Annotated in this window: 12 protein-coding genes; 6 read left to right on the forward strand and 6 right to left on the reverse strand. The window is 41.9% G+C overall.

The genetic code is table 11. The features are described from left to right. Positions 1–86: 86 nt before the first annotated feature. The 3 genes from MSHOH_RS16760 to MSHOH_RS16770 all read left to right on the forward strand — a co-directional run bounded on the left by MSHOH_RS16760 (position 87) and on the right by MSHOH_RS16770 (position 3,452). Entirely contained in the window at positions 87–836 is a 750-nt protein-coding gene (locus MSHOH_RS16760; protein WP_048143580.1) for a hypothetical protein, read from the forward strand. A 518-nt stretch (positions 837–1,354) separates the two neighbouring features. Then, a complete protein-coding gene (locus tag MSHOH_RS16765) occupies positions 1,355–2,149 on the forward strand; it encodes a C15orf41 family protein (protein ID WP_048141389.1) in 795 nt (264 codons plus the stop codon). A gap of 304 nt (positions 2,150–2,453) precedes the next feature. Beyond that, on the forward strand, positions 2,454–3,452 hold the full coding sequence (locus MSHOH_RS16770; protein WP_048143581.1) for a TIGR03557 family F420-dependent LLM class oxidoreductase: 999 nt from the start codon (positions 2,454–2,456) through the stop codon (positions 3,450–3,452). 49 nt (positions 3,453–3,501) lie between these two features. Here the strand turns inward: MSHOH_RS16770 and MSHOH_RS16775 are convergent, their stop codons facing one another. Then, positions 3,502–6,714: a DNA double-strand break repair ATPase Rad50 gene (locus tag MSHOH_RS16775; protein WP_048141390.1), complete on the reverse strand. Its 3,213-nt coding sequence runs from the start codon at positions 6,712–6,714 to the stop codon at positions 3,502–3,504. Then, positions 6,711–8,744: a metallophosphoesterase family protein gene (locus MSHOH_RS16780; protein ID WP_048141392.1), complete on the reverse strand. Its 2,034-nt coding sequence runs from the start codon at positions 8,742–8,744 to the stop codon at positions 6,711–6,713. Before MSHOH_RS16780 ends, MSHOH_RS16775 begins: the two co-directional genes overlap by 4 nt. A 410-nt stretch (positions 8,745–9,154) precedes the next feature. Here MSHOH_RS16780 and mmrce1 point away from each other — a divergent pair, with 410 nt between their 5' ends. From mmrce1 to MSHOH_RS16795, 3 genes are all read left to right on the forward strand, one after another. After that, positions 9,155–10,012 (forward strand): MmRce1 family CPBP family CAAX prenyl protease, encoded by an 858-nt coding sequence (mmrce1, locus tag MSHOH_RS16785; protein WP_048141394.1) that lies wholly within the window; start codon positions 9,155–9,157, stop codon positions 10,010–10,012. 250 nt (positions 10,013–10,262) lie between these two features. Next, a complete protein-coding gene (locus tag MSHOH_RS16790; RefSeq protein ID WP_048141396.1) occupies positions 10,263–10,478 on the forward strand; it encodes a hypothetical protein in 216 nt (71 codons plus the stop codon). Between the two features lie 797 nt (positions 10,479–11,275). Then, positions 11,276–11,824: a rubrerythrin family protein gene (locus MSHOH_RS16795; RefSeq protein ID WP_048141397.1), complete on the forward strand. Its 549-nt coding sequence runs from the start codon at positions 11,276–11,278 to the stop codon at positions 11,822–11,824. Between the two features lie 171 nt (positions 11,825–11,995). On the opposite strand, the gene MSHOH_RS16800 is transcribed toward MSHOH_RS16795, so the two are convergent. The 4 genes from MSHOH_RS16800 to MSHOH_RS16815 form a co-directional block, all read right to left on the reverse strand. Next, positions 11,996–12,601 carry a sarcinarray family MAST domain-containing protein gene (locus tag MSHOH_RS16800; RefSeq protein ID WP_048141399.1) on the reverse strand — a complete coding sequence of 202 codons (606 nt, stop codon included), beginning with the start codon at positions 12,599–12,601 and terminating at the stop codon, positions 11,996–11,998. Next, entirely contained in the window at positions 12,598–13,413 is an 816-nt protein-coding gene (locus MSHOH_RS16805; protein ID WP_048141401.1) for a DUF7286 family protein, read from the reverse strand. The genes MSHOH_RS16800 and MSHOH_RS16805 overlap by 4 nt, the downstream gene beginning before the upstream one ends. Positions 13,414–13,491: 78 nt before the next feature. Next, positions 13,492–14,100, reverse strand: a complete 609-nt coding sequence (locus tag MSHOH_RS16810) for a sarcinarray family MAST domain-containing protein (protein ID WP_048141403.1) — start codon at positions 14,098–14,100, stop codon at positions 13,492–13,494. Then, the gene (locus MSHOH_RS16815; RefSeq protein ID WP_239451025.1) at positions 14,097–18,275 is read right to left on the reverse strand and encodes a DUF7286 family protein; all 4,179 of its coding nucleotides are present in this window, start codon (positions 18,273–18,275) and stop codon (positions 14,097–14,099) included. Before MSHOH_RS16815 ends, MSHOH_RS16810 begins: the two co-directional genes overlap by 4 nt. Positions 18,276–18,439: the final 164 nt, after the last annotated feature.

An 18,439-nucleotide genomic window follows, 5' to 3' on the forward strand; every position in this document is an offset into this window, starting at 1 on the left:
GACATCTCCCCCTTTCAGGGCTTTAATTGTTTACTCCAACTTTATCACCGTTAACTATTTTTTATATTCTGCATATTCTTATTATCATGACCCTTCCAGAACTTTGTCCACTTGATGAATCCCAGGCATGCAAAGGGCGGGAATGCCATCTCTTCTGCCTGGAATGGAGAACAAGGGAACCTACCTGTCTTATAGGTTACAACACAACAAGTAAAGTCAGATCTAACAAAGCTGATCGTAAAAAAGACACCTATGCCGAAGATACCTTCCGCAAGTTAGGAAAGCAGCAGCCCCTGCCCAAATGGAAGAACGTTTCTGAAAAAGGCGACTGGATGCCAACAAGGCCTGTAGAAATACCTCCTGAAAGGCCTGCTGAGAGAAAAGAAGAAAAAGTTCCTCACCTTGCACGAAAGGATCCCGAGAAACTGTTCTTTGGATGCCGCGAAGAAATCAGGGAGGCAAGAGCCGAAAAGGCCCCTGAAGAAAATCTCGATAACAGGCCGCAAGGAAAACAGGCTGCCAGTGAGGCTGAGAAAGCATCCATGAGACTGGAAGCCAGGTTGAAAAAAGAGCCCGTTGAAGAAAACCCGATTATATATGCAAAGCCGCAGCCAAAAGCTCAGGAAAAACCAAAGGCTCAGGAAAAAATAATTTCCAGGGATAAACATGCAACAATCTTTGCATCCTGTGATGAAGAAGAACAGAAAAATATTTATCCTTCAGGCAGGGAAGAGAAACCTAGAAAAACGACTGAAAGCAGAGAAAAACGCAAAAAACTTGATGAAGTAATGAATATAGACCTTCCTGATAATTATGAAGAGGAGTTCTGGAGTTAAGATTCCTCAATTTGAAAAAATCTTCGAGAAATTCAAAAGAACCTGTAAAGCAAATGTAAAGGCAGAACAATTTAAGGTTAGCTCCAGGTAAATATAAGGTTAACCCTTACAAGAGTTAACTTAAGATTGGCTAGAATAAACTGGTGTTATCTGGAGTATTCATAACTGCTTGAATTAACTTGAAATGGAGCGGCAGGCTAAAGTTCCGGAAAAACTGTTTAGAACCTGAAAAAAAGGAGAAAATACTTTCTCGCTTTCTGAGTTTCAAGCAAGCCTGCATACTCCCGAATTAAATCGTGACTTATGGTTTAACTCCGTGCGTTTTGCCTTCTGAGTTTTTTGCTTCTTAAAGCATGGTCGGAGTTACGGTCAGTGATTTATATAGAAAGAAATGAATAAAATTCTATGGGTAAAAATAAGCTCATATAAATTATAAATGTTCGAAATATTCACTTTCGTTCATGTTATTCAACTTTATTTTCTATGATAAAACAAGAATAGGGACACAATGATTGAGAATGGACCGCCAGACATACCAGAAGATATACAGTTCACTGCATAATTTTGGAGACGTTTTCCGTCTTTCAGAAGAACATACAAAACCTGCAGGCATGCTTGCTACCATTCTTAACCAGAAAATAGTGAAAATGACAAGGTTCAAGCACAGGAAGGTCTATTCCAGGGAAAAGGAACTCTTTTCGCGGTGGAAACAGGGTAGGTCTATTCTTGAACTTGCGGAATATACGTATTTTCCACCGACCCTCATGGCGTCCCTGATCCTTAAGAACTGCGACCTGTCCCGAAAAAACATAAACTGGCTGTTCAAGCATCTCGACTGCATTGAAAACCGCCGCCTGAGAAAAGAGGTTAGAAAAGCTCTTGAGGCAGACTATTTCTTTTCTCCCCGCGCCCATGAAATGCAGTGCAAAAAAGGCGAAATGGGAGAGGAGATTATCTGCAAATGGCTTGAAGACAAAAGAATTTCCTACTGCACCGAAGCTGAAATAAGAGCTCAGGGAGACGGCAAAACCCCGGACTTTGTCCTTTCAGATCCGATCCCTATAGATGACCATATGGTTAGATGGATTGAAAGCAAAGCCCTCTTCGGGGATGATTTCGAACACAAACACTACGCAAAAAAACAGTTCCGTGAATATGCCGACATTTTCGGGGAAGGCATGGTAGTTTACTGGTATGGTTATCTGGAAGACCTTGATTCCGAAGGTGAAGGCTACCTGATAAAAGACTACAGCTTTTTTGAGGGATGTAAAGAACAGATTGACGAACTGTTCAATTACCTTGTTTACTGGTAAATTCTTTCTTGCTCTTTCTCAATCATTCTCCTTCTTTTTTCTTTCTTTTTCTGTTTCTTCATTTTTCTCCCGTTCCTTTTCTGTTTTTTCTCGTTCTTTCATGGTTTATGACTCTATTTGCTCTAACATTTTATTTTTTGTTTTAAGTTAATACGATACAATTATCCATTGCATACTATGCAGCACATATTTTTGCGTCTTCCCATACTGTTTTAGTAGTCACATCATAAAGGACATCAAGACCATATCATTATTAACACGGAAATATAATTATCCAATATATACTGGAAATATGGGGGTAAATATGCTTAAACTGGGATATAAAATTGGACCTGAACAGTTTCCACCTTCAGAGATGCTGGAACAGGTAATTGCAGCCGAGAAAAACGGGTTCGAAAGTATAGATTCAAGTGATCATTTCCATCCCTGGAGCGAAGAAGGACAGGCGTGTTTTACCTGGAGCTGGCTTGGAGCAGCAGCTGCAAGGACGAGTACTATCGAACTGGGCACAGGAATCACATGCCCGTTCCTGCGCTATAATCCGGCTATCATTGCTCAGGCAGCAGCAACCGTCTCCTCTCTGGCAGGAGGAAGAACCTATCTCGGAGTAGGGACCGGAGAGGCACTCAATGAATATCCGGTAACTTATGAATGGCCGACTTTTAGAGTTCGCCAGGCAATGATGATTGAAGCCATACAGCTTATCCGCAGCCTCTGGACCGGAGACAAAATAGATTTTGAAGGGTGTCATTTCCGCCTGAGGCAGGCTAAATTGTATACACTACCTAAAAATGAGATTCCTATCTACATCTCTTCCCTTGTGCCGGACAGTGCCTACCTTGCCGGGTACTATGGGGACGGGCTTATAACCGTAGGTGGATCTCTGGAGATGCCTGAATATGAACAGATGCTCTCAGAAGTAAGAAGAGGCGCTATTGACGCGGGTAGGGACTATGAGAAGATGCCAAAAGCTGTAGAGCTTTTCGTGGATTACACCGGCGATGTTGAAAAAGCGGTTAAGAGTTTCAAAAAATACTGGGCAGGAGCTTTAATACCCGCACTTTTCCTGAATAAAATCTATACTCCTGCCATGTCTGCGCAGAACGGCAAAGTAGTTGGGAAGGATGCTGTCCAAGAATCAGTCCTTATATCAGATGACCCGGAAAAACATATAGAATTTGCAAAACAGTACATCGATGCAGGTTTCACCCATCTTTACTTCCATTCGGCAGCCGAGGATCAGATAGATTTCATTGAGAGATATGGAAAGGATGTTTTACCTGCTTTAAAGAAGATGGGATAAATACTCCATCAAACTTTACTTTTCCTTTACTTCTTATTTTCTCGCTATTTCAAATCCTTGTAATTGAGGACATATTTGTAATGGGATCTTTTTCTACCTGGAAGACGTGATCTGCCGAATCGATCAGGGACTCATCATGAGAGACCACTATAATCTGCCCTACTCCGATACTGCGCATCATATCTATGAGTTTCAGAAGCTGCCTGACATGCCCGCGGTCCAGGAAAACTGTGGGCTCATCAAGGATCATTGGAGGAAGTCCGTCCGGTTTATCTCCGCCAAAGCCAAGGGCAAGAAGCCGGTAGATGGCACAGCGAAGGACAAGATTGAAAATTGCACGTTCGCCTCCGCTCAAAAGTTTGGGCTCGAGAGGCGTGCCGTCTTTTCTATAGACCGTCAAATTGTATTCCGGGTCAAGCTCGATATGGGAATAAGCGTTGTTTGTGTACATAAAACCGAACATCTCATTTAAGAGGATGGAAAGAGCGCCTATGTTCCTTGCTCGCATATCAGCCCGGACGCGCAGATAGGTATTTTCAAGCTCATCAGCATTATTATATACGGCTTCAAGATACAGCCTTTTGTTTTCAAGAGCTCTCAGTTCTTCTTTGAGTTCCCTCAAACGTTTTAAGCTATTTTCGATCATGCCGATTTCTTTAAGAAAAGTATCCTTTTCGGCAGTTACTTCCCGGGTTTTCTCCGTAATATTTGCATGTGCTTCTTCAAACTGAACACGTTTTTGCTGGAGTTCTGCAAGCCTGTTTCCTTCCAGTTTTTCTTGCAGCTGCCTTATCCTGTCGCTGCGTTCAAGGATTTCGCGGTCAAAGAAACCGATTTTTTCTGCCAGATTTCTGATACCGGTCTCAAGCTCGGAGATCTTATGTTTGATGTTTTCCATACGGAGCAGGTTAGCCTGAAGTTTTTTTGCCTGCAAAAGAAGCCTTTCGCTTTCGACATGGGCTTTTTTTGCTTCATCTTCTTTTTTCCGCACAGCTTCAAGGGCGAGTTCGAGAGCTTCGAGTTTTTCTTTTGACAGGGATTCCTTTTCTGTAAACGTTTTTAATTTTTCATTGAGCTCTTCAAGCCTTTGCCCGTAATTTTCGATAAGCGCAAGAGATGTTCGGATTTTACCATTTAGAGATTCGATTTCAGAGGCGTTTTCGGCAAGCTTTCTTTCAAAAACTTTTGCCTCCCTGAGAGCTTTTTCACCCTCATCATGAGCTTTTTGAGCTTCTTCTTCCTGATCTTTCAGAGCTTTAATATCTGAAACAATCTGGCTCATTGCAGTCTCAAGTTCCTGTTTCCGTTTATCGAGGTTCTCAAGTTTCAGAGAGTCTTCTTCTATCCGGTCTCTATGAGTCTCTATCAGTTTCTTGGAAGCTCTTGCCTTTTCAGCGAGCTTTTCGATTTCGATATCATAATCAGAGGCCTGTTTCTCAAGCTTCTTTGCATCCTTTAGCCGGTTGAGCTTTTTCTCAAGTTCAGTGTTTTGCAGTTTTATGTCCGCAAGCTCCGAGGCAAGCTTTTCTTTTTTTTGCTCGCATTCCTCTGCTGTACATGCGACTTCCGATCCTTTCAATTCCTGCCCGCAGGTAGGACATTTTCCTTCGGCAAGCAGTTCCCGGTTTTTACGGAGGCTGTTTTCAATTTCCCTTAAAGTAGCCTCAAGTTCCTTTTCTTTTCCATGAAGCCGGTTTTTATTCTCCAGCAGAAGCTCGTTGAAATCCTCAAGATTTTCGAGCTGGCCCCCAGTGAAGCCGAGAGCCTTTAGCCCCGCAAAAACTTCGGACTTCTGCTCCTGGATATCCAGTACTGCTTTTGAGTTGTCCCTGAGTTCCTGCTCAAGCGCCTCAATCTCAGTACTTCCTTTACAGACTGCAGAATGGCAGTTTTGCATTTCCACATCAAGCTCGCGCAAGCCTTTATCCAGGGTTTCTTTTTCTTTAAGAACAAGACTAAGTTTTGTCGAAACCTCATTTTTCCGGTCTCTGAGGAGGCTTTCCTTTTCTTCAAGTTCTTTTATAATTGAAATGACTTCCTCAACAGCCCCAAAGCCTGCTTTTTCTCTCAGCCCTTTATTGTCCTCTTCGAGCTGCTTTATATTTGCCCTGTACCCTTCAATTTCCTTATTTGCAGTTCCAATACTATTTCTGCATTCAATAAGAGTGCGCTCAGTCTCAGCCTTCTCCTTTTCAAGCTCACTCAATGCCTGTACACCGGTTTCTTCTTCTTTCAGGAGAAGAGCAAGTTCTTTTGATACTGAATTTACTTTCTCCCTGGAAGAAGATTCCTCTTTTTCCTGTCGCAAAAGCAGAGCCTCGATTTCGAGATCTCTAAAACCGCACTCTTCTCTCAAGCCGACGTTTTCTTCCCCGAGTTCAAGCAAAACGCGCCTTTGAACCTGGACTTCCCCTGAAAAGGCCTCTTTTTCTTTAAAGCAACCAGCCTTATCCTCCTTAGACTTATGGATAGCCTGTTTCAAAGCTTCAATTTCCTGCAGGCGTTCCCTATACTCGGCAATTTTAAGGTCGAGTTCTCCTTTACGTGCAGCTGCAAATTCTTTCTTCTTACTGAGATCTTCCAGGATTGAGTCAGTTTCTTTTACCTTTTGCCTGAGCCTGTTAACGGCTGCAACAGGCTCTGTGCTTTCAATTCCCTCTATTTCGACTTTCACTCCCGAAAAGCTATTTTTTGCATCTCTTTCAAGCCTTCTGACAGCCGTCTTAGCATATCCTGCCCTTTCACGGTACTCCTCGAGCTTTCCAAGCTGAAGCAGGTCGTCAATCATGCGCTGCCTGTCCTTTGGCTTTGCATTAATAAGTACGTCAATTTCACCCTGCCGGATGTATGCGCAGTTCCTGTATGCTTCTTCGTCCATGTTCAGGAGGGCACATATCTCTTCATAGGTGCGGGTTGCCTGGTCAACGATGTTTTCCCCATCAGCAAAAAGCACACATCTTGAGCTTAAAGCATTTTCACTTTTCGAAGAGTACCTGAAAACCTGCTCAAGGAGGTACTCCCCCCCAAGGTGCTCAAAACCGAGGTTGATTTTTGCATTCTCAGCTCCCTTGAAAATCATATCAGCAAGCACAAAGTCCTTTGAGAGGATCTTACTCCCGAAAAGCCCCATGAAGCAGGCTTCGAGCAGGCTTGATTTCCCACTACCGTTTACTCCGGAGATCACGGTCACTCCGTCTTCGAAAGTGAAGTCCAGCTTTTTATAGCTCCGGATATTTTCTATGTACAGGTTTTTTAGCTTCACAGGTAATCACCAAGGTTGTACTGTCTGGGTACGGCAGATTTTTCTTTTCCTTTTTTCTGGCTCTGCTTTACCGGTTTTGCAGCTTTATCCGGAGCCTTGACTGGCTTCTCGTCAGGGAGCTTAATATCCGCCTTAATATCCGCAGGCTTTTCATCCGGAAGCTTTTCGGTTTTGTCACCTTCCTCATTTACGGAACTGACTTCTACTCCTAACCCGGATAGTTTCCCTGCCTCGGTTTTAGTTTTATCTCCGGGATCTTTCCCGAGCACAGCCCTTTCCTCACTATCTTCAGATTGGATTTCTACAGGGGTTCCGGAAATTTCTTGAGAAATTTCGGGTACGGAGGGAACTTCAGCCAAAGAACTTGCCTGGGAATTAGCCGAGAAATTAGACTGAGGATCAATAGTAACTTCGGAGTTAAGAGTTACTCCAGATATTCTGGCTACTGCAGATGCTTCCGCAGATCCGACAGTTTCGGATAGTTCAGCCGTTTCAGTGGATTCGGTATTTTCGCATACAATAGAAACATGAGGAGATTCGGAACTTTCATCAGGAGATTCAGAGATCGAATTGGAAGACTCAGAAATAATATCGGAGGATTCAGGGACTTTATCAGATGCTTCAAGACCTTTATTGAGAGACTCGTTAAGAGATTCAGATCTTTGAATTCTCGGAAAGGCCTTCGGTGTTTCATATTTTCCAGAAACTGCCGCTGCAAACTCAGTCCCGCCGACAGGTTCGAGAGTCTCGAATTGTTCAGCCGTACCTGCAGGTTCGTTTCCTTCAGATTCTCCAATTGTGGTGGAGCTGATCAAGCCTGCAGGACTGGTAGAGCTAACCGGAATAACAGGACTGACAGGAATTTTTATCATGAAATCTGGATCTTTGAAATCTATTGTTTCAATCAACCCAATAAGTCGGTTCTCTGTTTCTTCATCCACCCTTGACCTTGGAACATCCGGGTTCCGGATAACCTCATCAATTATCAACCCGCCGTCATTCAGGCTCATCCTGCGGATCTCTTCGGCAACAGCCCTGTCAGGGTCAGAAAATGCAACTTTAACAACTTCCTCAGGAACACCACCTTTTGTCCTGGAGTCATTGACTTTTGCCACTACGAGGGCTCCTTTGCTCAGCACGTATTCTTCGATTTCGCTGAACGAAAGGACTGAGCCTGAATCCCCTGAAATATCCAGAAACACCACTGATTCCGGGATCTCTTCAAGACGCTCGTTTACGGTAGAAAAAATCTGTTCATAGGGCTTTTCTTCCCCATCAAGTTTTGCCGTGATAAAAATGAAGTCGCGGGTAGGGATAGTTCTCCTGCTGATTTCCAGCCCTTCCCCGGAAAGAGTGATAATGCTGTAAGAGCGGGACTCTTTTTCTGTTGCACTGTTGCGCTCTGTGCTGCCCGAGTAAGTGATCCAGGTTTCTCCTTCCTTTTTTTTCTCGTACTCGTGGTAGTCCCCCAGGAGAATTGCATCAACCTTGAAAGGAAGGTTTTCAATCACCTCAGCGCAGTCCCAGTCCGCAAATGGAAGAGGCTCTACGATCTGGTGCATTACAAGCAGCTTCCTGCAGTTTTCCGGCAGGGATTCCGGAATTTCAAACCCTGAATAATCGTAAAGAGGAATTTTTGATTTTGGGACGCTGTCAATTCCGTAGATTGCCACGTCTCCGACCATCTGCGGTTTTTTCCCGAGCCTTGCCGCAAGCCCCATTTCCTCAAAAAGGTCCAGCCACTGGGTACTTTGCTTGCTCTCGTGGTTCCCGACAATTCCAAAAAAAGGTATGTTTGCAGTCTTTAATCGGGACAGGATGTTCATGGTCTCAAGGAGGTCTTCAAGGGTCGGGTTCCTTGAATCAAAAAGATCTCCCGCATGCACGACAGCATCAACTTGCATCTCAACCGCGTCCTTTATGACCATTTCAAAAGCCTTAAAAAAGTCCTGCCTCCGTACCTCGCTGTGGTACTGCCGGTATCCCAGGTGCGTGTCTGCTGTGTGGAGTATCCTTATTTCCCGGTCCATGGTATCAGTCTCTAGTTTTTACGGTATAGGAATTTGTATATTAGTATTTAACTGATTTCCATAGAAGCAGGGCTCAGCTGGATATGGAACTAATACAGATAACCCATCAAAAAATAGGAATCTTGTCACTTTCATTCCTTAGGTGCTTACTCAGTTCTCTCATATACATGTCAAAACCGGAACACTTCCGGCAGGAATAAAGGCGAACTGACATTTCTTGTTTTACTACTGAACGATTTTCCACAATAAATTCTAAGGAGATATCGAGGATTATATTGCTGGTTCTATTATTCACGTTTTTTATCGGATTGGAAAAGAATTAATAAATTTTTTATATCTTTGACTATTAAAATTAATATAAGTACAAAAAATAAGGTCAATTCCAAATAATTTAGAATTACGGTGAAAAAATGATTCCTAACTATAGATACAAACCCGGAATTTATTTTACTGCGACTTTTATCATAACCTATGCTCTTTGGTTTCCAGCAGCGTATTTAAGTTTTCATGATAATAGCGGAGTTTATATATTATTAGCATTTCTTGGAATGATGGTGCCTTTTCTTGTCTCATTTTTTATGATATTTACATCTAAAAATTCAGATCTAAAAAAGGATTTTATCAACCGGCTTATCAATCTCAGGTTAATAAGGCCAAAATTACTACTGGCATTTTTTTTAATAATGCCACTTACTGTCCTGGTATCTATCTTCCTCTCTCTTCCATTTGGTGGATCGACTTCTCAATTTCAATTTGCTGAAAATTACTCTTTTTCATCAGGGTTTGTCCCTGCGTTTCTTACTCTTATCATGGCTTCAACTTTTGAAGAGCTTGGGTGGAGAGGATACGGTTTTGAAAGCCTGCAAAGCCGGCACACTTTCTTTACGGCATCAATTGTTTTCGGTATACTCTGGTCTCTCTGGCATTTCCCGCTGATCTTTGTCAATAACATGTATCAGTACGAGATTTTCCACGAAAACATCCGGTATGCAGTGAATTTTTTTGTCAGCATCATTCCTATGGGAGTGATTATCAGCTGGCTCTATATAAAAAATGGAAAAAGTGTTCTGGCAGTGATTCTAATTCACATTGTCATAAATTTCTCGCAGGAAGCTCTGCAAATGACCCAATTTGCAAAGTGCATTGAAACTGTGGTTGTTACTGTCGTTGCTGCCATTATTTTCATATCAGACAAAGAGATGTTTTTTTCGAAAGAGCATCTCGTTGCTGGAGTTAACCGAGTTACTGGAGTTGACGGAGTCACTTAAGTTAGCTGAAGTAACTGAGCAGGCTGAATTACTGGAGTTAACCGAATGACAAATAATTCTAAAGATCTCTATTCCAAATTCCTTCTTATCTGGGTTGGGCAATTTATCTCAATAATAGGTACCGGCCTTACAATTTTTAGCAGGATTTCTATTCTTTGCCACTCTGCCTTTTATTAATACTTCTATTGAAGTTTTAATCCGAAAGAACATTGACAACAGTAAACAGGGACGTGTGTGGCCGATTATTTCAATGGTTACTTACCTTGGCTCCATCGTTGCTTTTGCAGTTGTGGGTTTTTTAGCAGATAAAATCTTCAATCCGCTTTTAGAATCGGATGGTTTACTGGCTAAAACAGCTGGTTCCATTATTGGAGCAGGAGAGGGCAGAAGAATTGCCTTAATGTTTATAATTTCCGGAATAATGATTTCTATAGTTGCTCTATTGATCTGGAAAAATAAAAAATAAAAGAACTGAAAAGTGTTGAAAATCTGGACAATGAGCTATCCCAAAACAAATATGTTGAAATGTAAATTTAGAATTTCAGGGCAAGTAAGTGAGAAGTCCGACATTATAAACCTGTGAGCTGAATTTATTGAATATATTGAGCCAGTACTGCCTCCAAACTCTCAACATCAGGAGGCTGCTCTATCCTTTTTAATTTCATCTTATCAATGTGTTTTAAAGATCTGGCCACTTTCGTTTCTTCGCTGCTTACCCTGTCTTCTCACATACATATCAAAACCAGAACATTTCGGGCAGGAATGCAGGTGAACTGACACACCTCTTTCGCTATTGAAAGATTTTCCACAATAAGGACATCGTGCCATATTTTATATTTATGTTTTATTTTATTATTAACATTTTCGCAGATTGAGGTTTGTCGTGAAATAGGAACGAAACAAATTTACACCTATTTTACTTCTATGACAAAATAAGAAGTAACCGGGACTGAAGGCAGTATAACGAAATGTAAGATCGTTTTTCTGCCCTGGATTCCGGGAGTTAATTGACGTCCAGAATAGCATCACAGCCACAGAAATTGCTTTAAGGTTTTTTTCTGAATCAGAAACTCTTTTATTCTCCAAATCCAAATAAAAAGCAAACTTGGACTTACACAGTTGAACTGAAAAAGTAATAGCGTGAAATCTCTACTGAATAAATGATGATACTTATGATAGAGCCGCTTATGCTTTGTTTTGTTTCATTAACACGTAAGTCTAAACCAATTTAACTATCGAGTTTTATTGAAAAGGGGTTTTTATATGAGGAAAATAACAGAACAGAATCTGATCAATGCATTTGGTGGGGAAAGCCAGGCACATATGAGATATTTGCACTTCGGAAATCAGGCAGAAAAAGAAAAATTCACTAACGTAGCCCGCCTGTTCCGTGCAATCTCCCATGCCGAATATGTCCATGCAGGCGACCATTACAAAGCTTTAAAACATCTTAATGGAGGATTTGTTGCAAACAGCATGGCAGCTTTCGGTCCCGGAGATACATTAAAAAATCTTCAACTGGCAATTGACGGGGAAACATACGAAATTGAGGAAATGTATCCCGCATATATTGAAGTAGCAAAGTTCCAGGAAGAAAAAAACGCACAGAGAAGTTTTGAATGGTCTTACGCCAGTGAAAAACTGCATAAACAGCTTTTTGAAAGAGCATTCGAGTCGGTCAACGCAGGAAAAGATGTAGAACTCGGACCCATCCAGGTTTGCGAGGTATGTGGATATACTCTAGAAGGAGAAGCGCCTGATAGATGCCCTATATGCAACGCATTAAAGGAGAAATTTACTGCATTTAGATAAGATTATTCTGAAAAACCATTTTTTATCAGATAAGTTCGTCTTCCAAGGATTTAATGGTCCTCAATTCTTAAAAGACGGGCTTATCCTAACTCAAAATTTACTTCTTTCATTTTCGTTTTTTAAGGATCGATATCAGGATAAGCTCAAAAAATAGGTTTCTCCATAAGCACTTCACCTGCGGAACAGGGCAAGAACCAATGCAATAACCGGAATCGCGCCGGCAAGTGTAAAGGCTGGAGTGGATGCGGATGAGGGTGAAGGTTCGGTTTCTGAAACTGGTTGGTTTTCGGAAGTGGGAGTTTCACCTCCGTAGTACTCGTTAGAGATGGTGCAGTAGGCGACTGTGAATTTCCCTTTTACTAAAATATCCCCTGTATCGAAATCGTTAATCTGGTATACTAGGTTGATTGGTAAAGATCCCCCCGCCCAGTTATCTGTGGCTTTAACAGTCCATTCGTACATTTTACTAGAATTTTGATCCAGAAGCTCTGTTCCATAATCTTTCATTTTTGAAGTTGGACCCGAAACTATCTCAAAATTATTATCTCCAATTTCGGACAACATGATTGAGACATGACATTTTTGGTGGACTGTTAAATTAATCCCTATCTTAAATGGCTCTTCAACCTTCAAAACTGGTTTTGCAACATCTTCTCCGGATAATAGCTTTTCATTATAATAAATATCCATTTTACCATAGGGACTATCTGCTGTAGCTATACTCGGAATTAGTACCAATATAATTAATAGGTTTACTAAGAAAAATTTCTTGTTCATATCTCTTCTCCTAACTTTTCCAATAGATCATCGTAGCCAACTGATTCTTCCGAACTTCCACCAATCTTATCTCCAACGCCTTTTGGTCTTGGTCCAACAATTGTCGCAGAATAACCATTCATCTGAAACGTAATTGGAGTATTTTTTCCGAGCCGGACAAAAGTTCCATTTTGATTATTCCCTGCTGGATTAGAAATAAGCTCATCTTGTCTAATGTATTTCTGCCCTTTATGCCCGAAATAAGGTTTGGGAATTACTTCATTATCATTGTCAACAACAGTAAACACTTCATATTCCCCCATCACCTCATAAGTCCAAACATTAACCGTAAAAACCCAGTGAGGAGGCATTACCGGAAGCCCGCAAGGAACAGCTGCCATAGTCCTATCCAGCCTTTTTGTAACCTTATCTGCCACTTCTCCCGAATACTTATCCACGGTCTCATTTGCCAGATGTTTTAGCTCCCCATCAATTTTTCCAAAAAGAATATCAATTGTTTCACCTTTACTTACTGTCACTTCACAGATGCCGTTTGCAACTCCCATTCTAACGTCTGTATCTACCCTGTTCAAAACGGCTTCAAATTCATCAGGTCCAACTACAGGATTTGAACTCCGAATTTCTGTTTTTATAATAGCAGCAAGTTCGATTGCAAGCTGGTCAGTTGTGGATTTTTCGATTAATTCTTCATCGGTGAGGCTATTGAGATAACTCGCTGTAATCGCACGGACGCGGTCCTTTTTGATCCAGCCGGAAATGACAGGATTTGAACTTACTTCATCGACTACCTCTTCGATGATTTGAAGTCTCATTTGAACAACCCTGAAAACTGTTATGAGTAAAAAAATAAGTTTGAGACAAGCCCAAAAATAAGCTTCTAAGCAGGAATTTCATCTGCGGAACAGGGCAAAAGTCAATGCAAGAACTGAAATCGCGCCGACAAACGTAAAGGCTGGAGTGGATGCGGATGTGGGTGAAGGCTCGGTTTCTGAAACTGGTTGCTTACCAGAAGTGGGAGTTTCGCCTTCATAGTATTCGGTGCTTATAGAAGGATAAGCAATGGTAAAACCGTTGTTAACTAAAATTTTCCCCGTTTCAAAATCATTAATTTGATACACCAAATCTATTGGTAAAGATCCACCTGCCCAACTTTCGGTAGGAGCAACCGTCCATTCATATGATTTAACGGAGTTATTCTCTACAACATCCCCAGTATAGATATTCATTTTTTGCGTTGAACCAGTTATCACATAAAAATTATTCTTTTCGATCTCACTTAGCATTACAGACAATTCACACTTTGTATATATTTTAAAATCAATCCTTACTGTAAATGGTTCATTTACCTTCAATACCGGTTTTGGGACTTCTGTAGTATCCAAAAGTTTACCATTGAAGTAAAGATCGTATTCATAAACTTCTCCATAAAGATTATGTGCTGATACAGTGTTTATCAGTAAAATAAAACCCAAAGTTGACAGTAAGAATTTTATATTCATGTTTCTACTCCAATCTCTGATAATAGATCTCCGTATCCAGTGGATTCCTCGAGACTCCCACATATTTTGTCACCAACACCTTTTGATCCAGGACCAACAATTGTAGCACTATATCCACTAAAACGAAAATTGACTCTATCATTAGTTCCCATCCATATGCTACTACCATCTAAGTTCCTTTTGTAAGGATGGTTTATACGCTCATATTTTCTCACATATCTCTGACCTTTATGCCCAAAATAAGGCTTAGGAATTACTTCGTTGTCATTATCAACAACAGTAAACTCCTCATATCTGCCAATTACCTCATATGTCCACACATTAATCGTAAAGATCCAATGCGGAGGCATTACCGGAAGCCCGCAGGGAATAGCACTCATCGTCTTTTCCAGCCTTTTTGTAACTTTATCTGCCACTTCTCCCGAATACTTATCCACAGTCTCGTTTGCCATGTTTTTCAGTTCACCGTCAATTTTTCCAAAAAGAATATCAATTGTCTCACTTTTGCTTATTGTCACTGTACATATGCCGTTTGCAACGCCCATTCTGACGTCTGTATCGACTCTGTTCAAAGTTGCTTCAAGTTCATCAGACCCAACTGGAGGATTTGAATTCCGAATTTCTGTTTTTATGATGGCAGCAAGTTCAGTTGCTAACTGGTCTGTAGTTGATTTTTCGATCAATTTTTCATCGGAGAAGCTGTTAAGATAACCTGCTGTGATTGTACGGACACGGTCCTTTTTGATCCAGCCGGAAACAACGGGATTCGAACTTACTTCGGATACTACCTCTTCAGTAATCTGAAACCTCATTTCTCGCGCATATATCAGTCTCAGGTTGTGGACTTCCCTATCAAGGCGGGCTGTGTCCAGAAAAACTCCCTGTTCGCTGAGGTTTTGTTCCAGAAGGTTAACTTCTGTGTTCAGGGTGAAAATGCTCTGGCTGAGTTGTCGGGAAGTTTCGGTTTTTACATAATCGCCGCTTGAGGATATGGCATCTGCAATTTCTTCGGAAATGTTAGTTGTGAAAATGCAGGTATTACGAACACCTAAAGGATAAGTAACCCTGCCCCTTGAGTCTGTAAGCTCATATTCTCTCCTGAGATCGAAGTCCGGGTCATGGTAGAGATAGTTCGGCTTCTGGTCAACGATGAGAGTCAGATTTTCAGTCCAGTTGTATTTACTTTCGGGCTCACCGGTAACTGTCATTGTGGAGATGATGCCCATTTCCTTTCCGAGGGCAGAGGCAGCCATTTCCATTGCAGGGTTATCGAAAAGTGTCATGGGGCCTGAGGTTACGCTGTCAAAAGCACCGGTACTTAGGCCTTTTTCCTCAAGGGCATCGAGGATGTAGGAGTTCAGGTTAGAGTCCAGCTTTTTGTTCTTCTGCTCAATGTCTTTGAGCAGCCTGTTGTAAGCTTCGTTTCTTGCAATGTAGCGAGCGGAGTCACTTGAAGTGTACATCTTCCTGGCTGATGTGAGATGCTGCTTTTTATTTACGTAGGTCTCCCGGTTTGCTTTCAGATCAAGAATCAGTTTTTCGGCAGTTTTCACCTGAAGATCTGTCGGGTCCTGGCCTGGGGACTCCAGAAGAGAGTAATTGAACGTGGGGTTATCCTTTTCAATGGCATCAAGCATTACCAGCACTTCTTCAGCCATTACCCTGTGCAGCCAGGGAGGAATATCACAGCTGACTGTGCGCTGCGGAAGATACTTCCTGTCAGGGTAAGCCCAGAATGTGCTTTCGATTGCCCTGAGATTCACATGAGCAGCCCGGTACTTATCTGCGGCATCTGAACAGCAGGGATCAAACCTTTCTGCACCGGCTGTGTAAAGGGTTGTATTTCTGTATTCTCTTTCTATCAGGTCAGTATAGGTAGATATGCCTGTATAGCCGCCTGTAGGCGGTCGCTGGTGATAGACTACTGTCAGGTTTTCGGATTCAGTTTCAGTGTGGAAAAGGGATTCATAATCGGCTTTGCTTAGAGTTTCAGAATTCGAGCCACTTGATGTAGCAGAATGTGATTCTATAGATGATGTGCCGTCTGCACGACGGTTGACTGTATGCCAGACATATGTATAGGTATAATCATAATTTATTTTCCACGTTGTCCTGATCCTGTAATAGATATCGTAACGGATGCCCCAATCAAAGGTATGATCCTCTCTGCTGAGATAGCCATCATCAGTCCTGTGCTCCGCAATAAGCTTGTCATTAGCCCTGTACTCGTAATGAGGCTCAACTCTTACATCAGTTATTTCTACGGAATTCAATCTAACAGAGGCATCCGTGATATGCCAGCTTTTTAGCTTTCCTCTTGGAGGAACGATTCCAGGGTCCAGTGTTTTGGAATAGAAGTTTGTAACAGATTGACTCCATGAGTAAGAGGGCACACGCGATCCTGCATGCGTGCCCGATGCAAAATAATCAGAATCCCAGCTGACCGTGTGCCCGCCATATGAAACCGAATCCTGGTCAAACCCTGCTATGACTGTTGAAGTTACCGGGTCAGGAGAATTGAAGCCGTCCCTAAGGATCTGCCCCTGGACAGGAGCCGTGTAAACAATATTTGTGACTGCGTGGATGAGGTCAGGATTTTCCTCTGTCCATGCATGGTCATTGAAGACCCAGCCGTCGAGAACTCCTTCTGTGTAGTCTGAGGCTGAAACTTTTATTTCAGAATATTCGGAAAGCTCATCATAGGAGGTATTTGCTTCAACAAGGGAGTTCTCTATACCTTCCTCCACATCCAGCGAAAAGGATTTATTCTGCGCAAGGGAGGCATAGGTGGTTGTGAGGTTCGCGCCTTTATCTATTTCATATGAGGGCATGGAGGTATTCGAGCCGGTTGAGTTAAACACGGTTGAATTAAGCATAGTTGAATTCGGCAAACCTGAACTCATTTTTGGACTACCGGAAGCGCAGACATCTTCATACAGGACCTTTCCATTGTAGTAAGTGGCGTATGTAAGGGCAAGAGGGTCAACGGAGTCAAAGACCTTTTTCTGAGTATAGAGTGTAGCTCCGTTAACCGAACTTGCAAGGGCAGGATTGGTCAGAATATTCAGAGGACCGTTTGCATAATGCTGCCAGGGACCGTAAATAAAGGTCCTGAGGTTTGTTGCCCCAAGAACGATATTCGAAGTTGAGTCCAGGCTTGAAGATGTCCCGAGTGCGGTTTCATATTCCCTCACAAGTTCTTCGAGAAGAGGTTCCCTTGAAGTAATAAGGGTAGAGAGGTTCATACTCATGTTATATGTTTCTCCGGATTCGAGGTCAACAAGAGTATAGTTCAAAACAGGGATTTCAAAAACGTAGTAAATCATGTAGTTTTTATCAGAAGGGGAAATTTCACGCTGTAAAGTCCCGTTAACTTTTCTTATCTGTATCTGTTCGGGTTTGATGTCAGGTTCTACATTAATAGCAAATTCCATGAAAGTGTGGCTGTTAGCCTGATAATTTGTCGAAAGCAGCTGGTTAAAAGCTTCTGCCGTAATATCCTTTATTGGGCTTGCTTCAATCTGGAACCAGTCCGAAGCTTTGAGTTCGTCCCCATAATAGAGTTCAATAGACGCATATCCGGCTTCTGCGGTTTCCGGGATTTCCATATGTTCATTAAAGGAAACTTTTTGAAGGAAACCGGTAGCTTTCCCATAGTTCATGCGTTTGAGTTGCTTCCCTGAAGAGTCATTTATGACCAGAATGACATTCCTGTTTTTCCATAGGGATTCAATTCTGCCCCATACATCGGAGGGCAGATTTATTGAGATTTGGAGGGTATCTCCTTTCTCAAGGTTCTGGTTTTGCGGCGTTGCCATAAAGTTGTCTTCAGAAAACCTCTCAACCGGAGAGCCATCAGGAATGATCACAGGATGTTCTCCCTGCCACTCCAGAGCTTCCATTCCGGCATAGTTAAGGCAGCGGACAAGGTCAGCTGCGGCGAGGTTGATAGCCGTCTGTCTGGGGTTGCTTTTCTCTGTGGTGTAAATTGTTTCGGCAACCTCACTGTCCATTTTCATAAGGTAGACAGAGAAAAATGTTGCTGCAAGGACAATGAAAATCCCTATTACGGCGTAAGGAATGTAGGCGCTGGTATCCTGGAAAAACCAGGATAATTTAAAAAAAGAACGTTTAATGCATTTTCTTTCAGCTATATGCCTCACCCCAGAACGCAAGATTGTAAAGAACTGAGAGATTATAGTAAAAAATATTAGATAGTTTTATGCATAAATACTTTACTTTTTATTGGAAGACAATATAAATAAAAATAAAAGATAAGCAAATAAAAAACGAATAAAAAGTAAAGAAAAAGTAAAAACAGAAAAAATCAGGTCTTTTT

Source organism: Methanosarcina horonobensis HB-1 = JCM 15518 (assembly GCF_000970285.1).
Classification (GTDB): Archaea; Halobacteriota; Methanosarcinia; order Methanosarcinales; family Methanosarcinaceae; genus Methanosarcina; species Methanosarcina horonobensis.

Excerpts from the sequence above, each read along its gene's own strand:
- MSHOH_RS16765 (WP_048141389.1), top strand. The coding sequence starts at position 1,355 with ATGGACCGCCAGACATACCAGAAGATATACAGTTCACTGCATAATTTT.
- MSHOH_RS16810 (WP_048141403.1), bottom strand. The coding sequence starts at position 14,100 with ATGAATATAAAATTCTTACTGTCAACTTTGGGTTTTATTTTACTGATA.
- MSHOH_RS16790 (WP_048141396.1), top strand. The coding sequence starts at position 10,263 with ATGGTTACTTACCTTGGCTCCATCGTTGCTTTTGCAGTTGTGGGTTTT.
- MSHOH_RS16780 (WP_048141392.1), bottom strand. The coding sequence starts at position 8,744 with ATGGACCGGGAAATAAGGATACTCCACACAGCAGACACGCACCTGGGA.
- MSHOH_RS16800 (WP_048141399.1), bottom strand. The coding sequence starts at position 12,601 with ATGAACAAGAAATTTTTCTTAGTAAACCTATTAATTATATTGGTACTA.
- mmrce1 (WP_048141394.1), top strand. The coding sequence starts at position 9,155 with ATGATTCCTAACTATAGATACAAACCCGGAATTTATTTTACTGCGACT.
- MSHOH_RS16805 (WP_048141401.1), bottom strand. The coding sequence starts at position 13,413 with ATGAGACTTCAAATCATCGAAGAGGTAGTCGATGAAGTAAGTTCAAAT.
- MSHOH_RS16760 (WP_048143580.1), top strand. The coding sequence starts at position 87 with ATGACCCTTCCAGAACTTTGTCCACTTGATGAATCCCAGGCATGCAAA.
- MSHOH_RS16770 (WP_048143581.1), top strand. The coding sequence starts at position 2,454 with ATGCTTAAACTGGGATATAAAATTGGACCTGAACAGTTTCCACCTTCA.
- MSHOH_RS16795 (WP_048141397.1), top strand. The coding sequence starts at position 11,276 with ATGAGGAAAATAACAGAACAGAATCTGATCAATGCATTTGGTGGGGAA.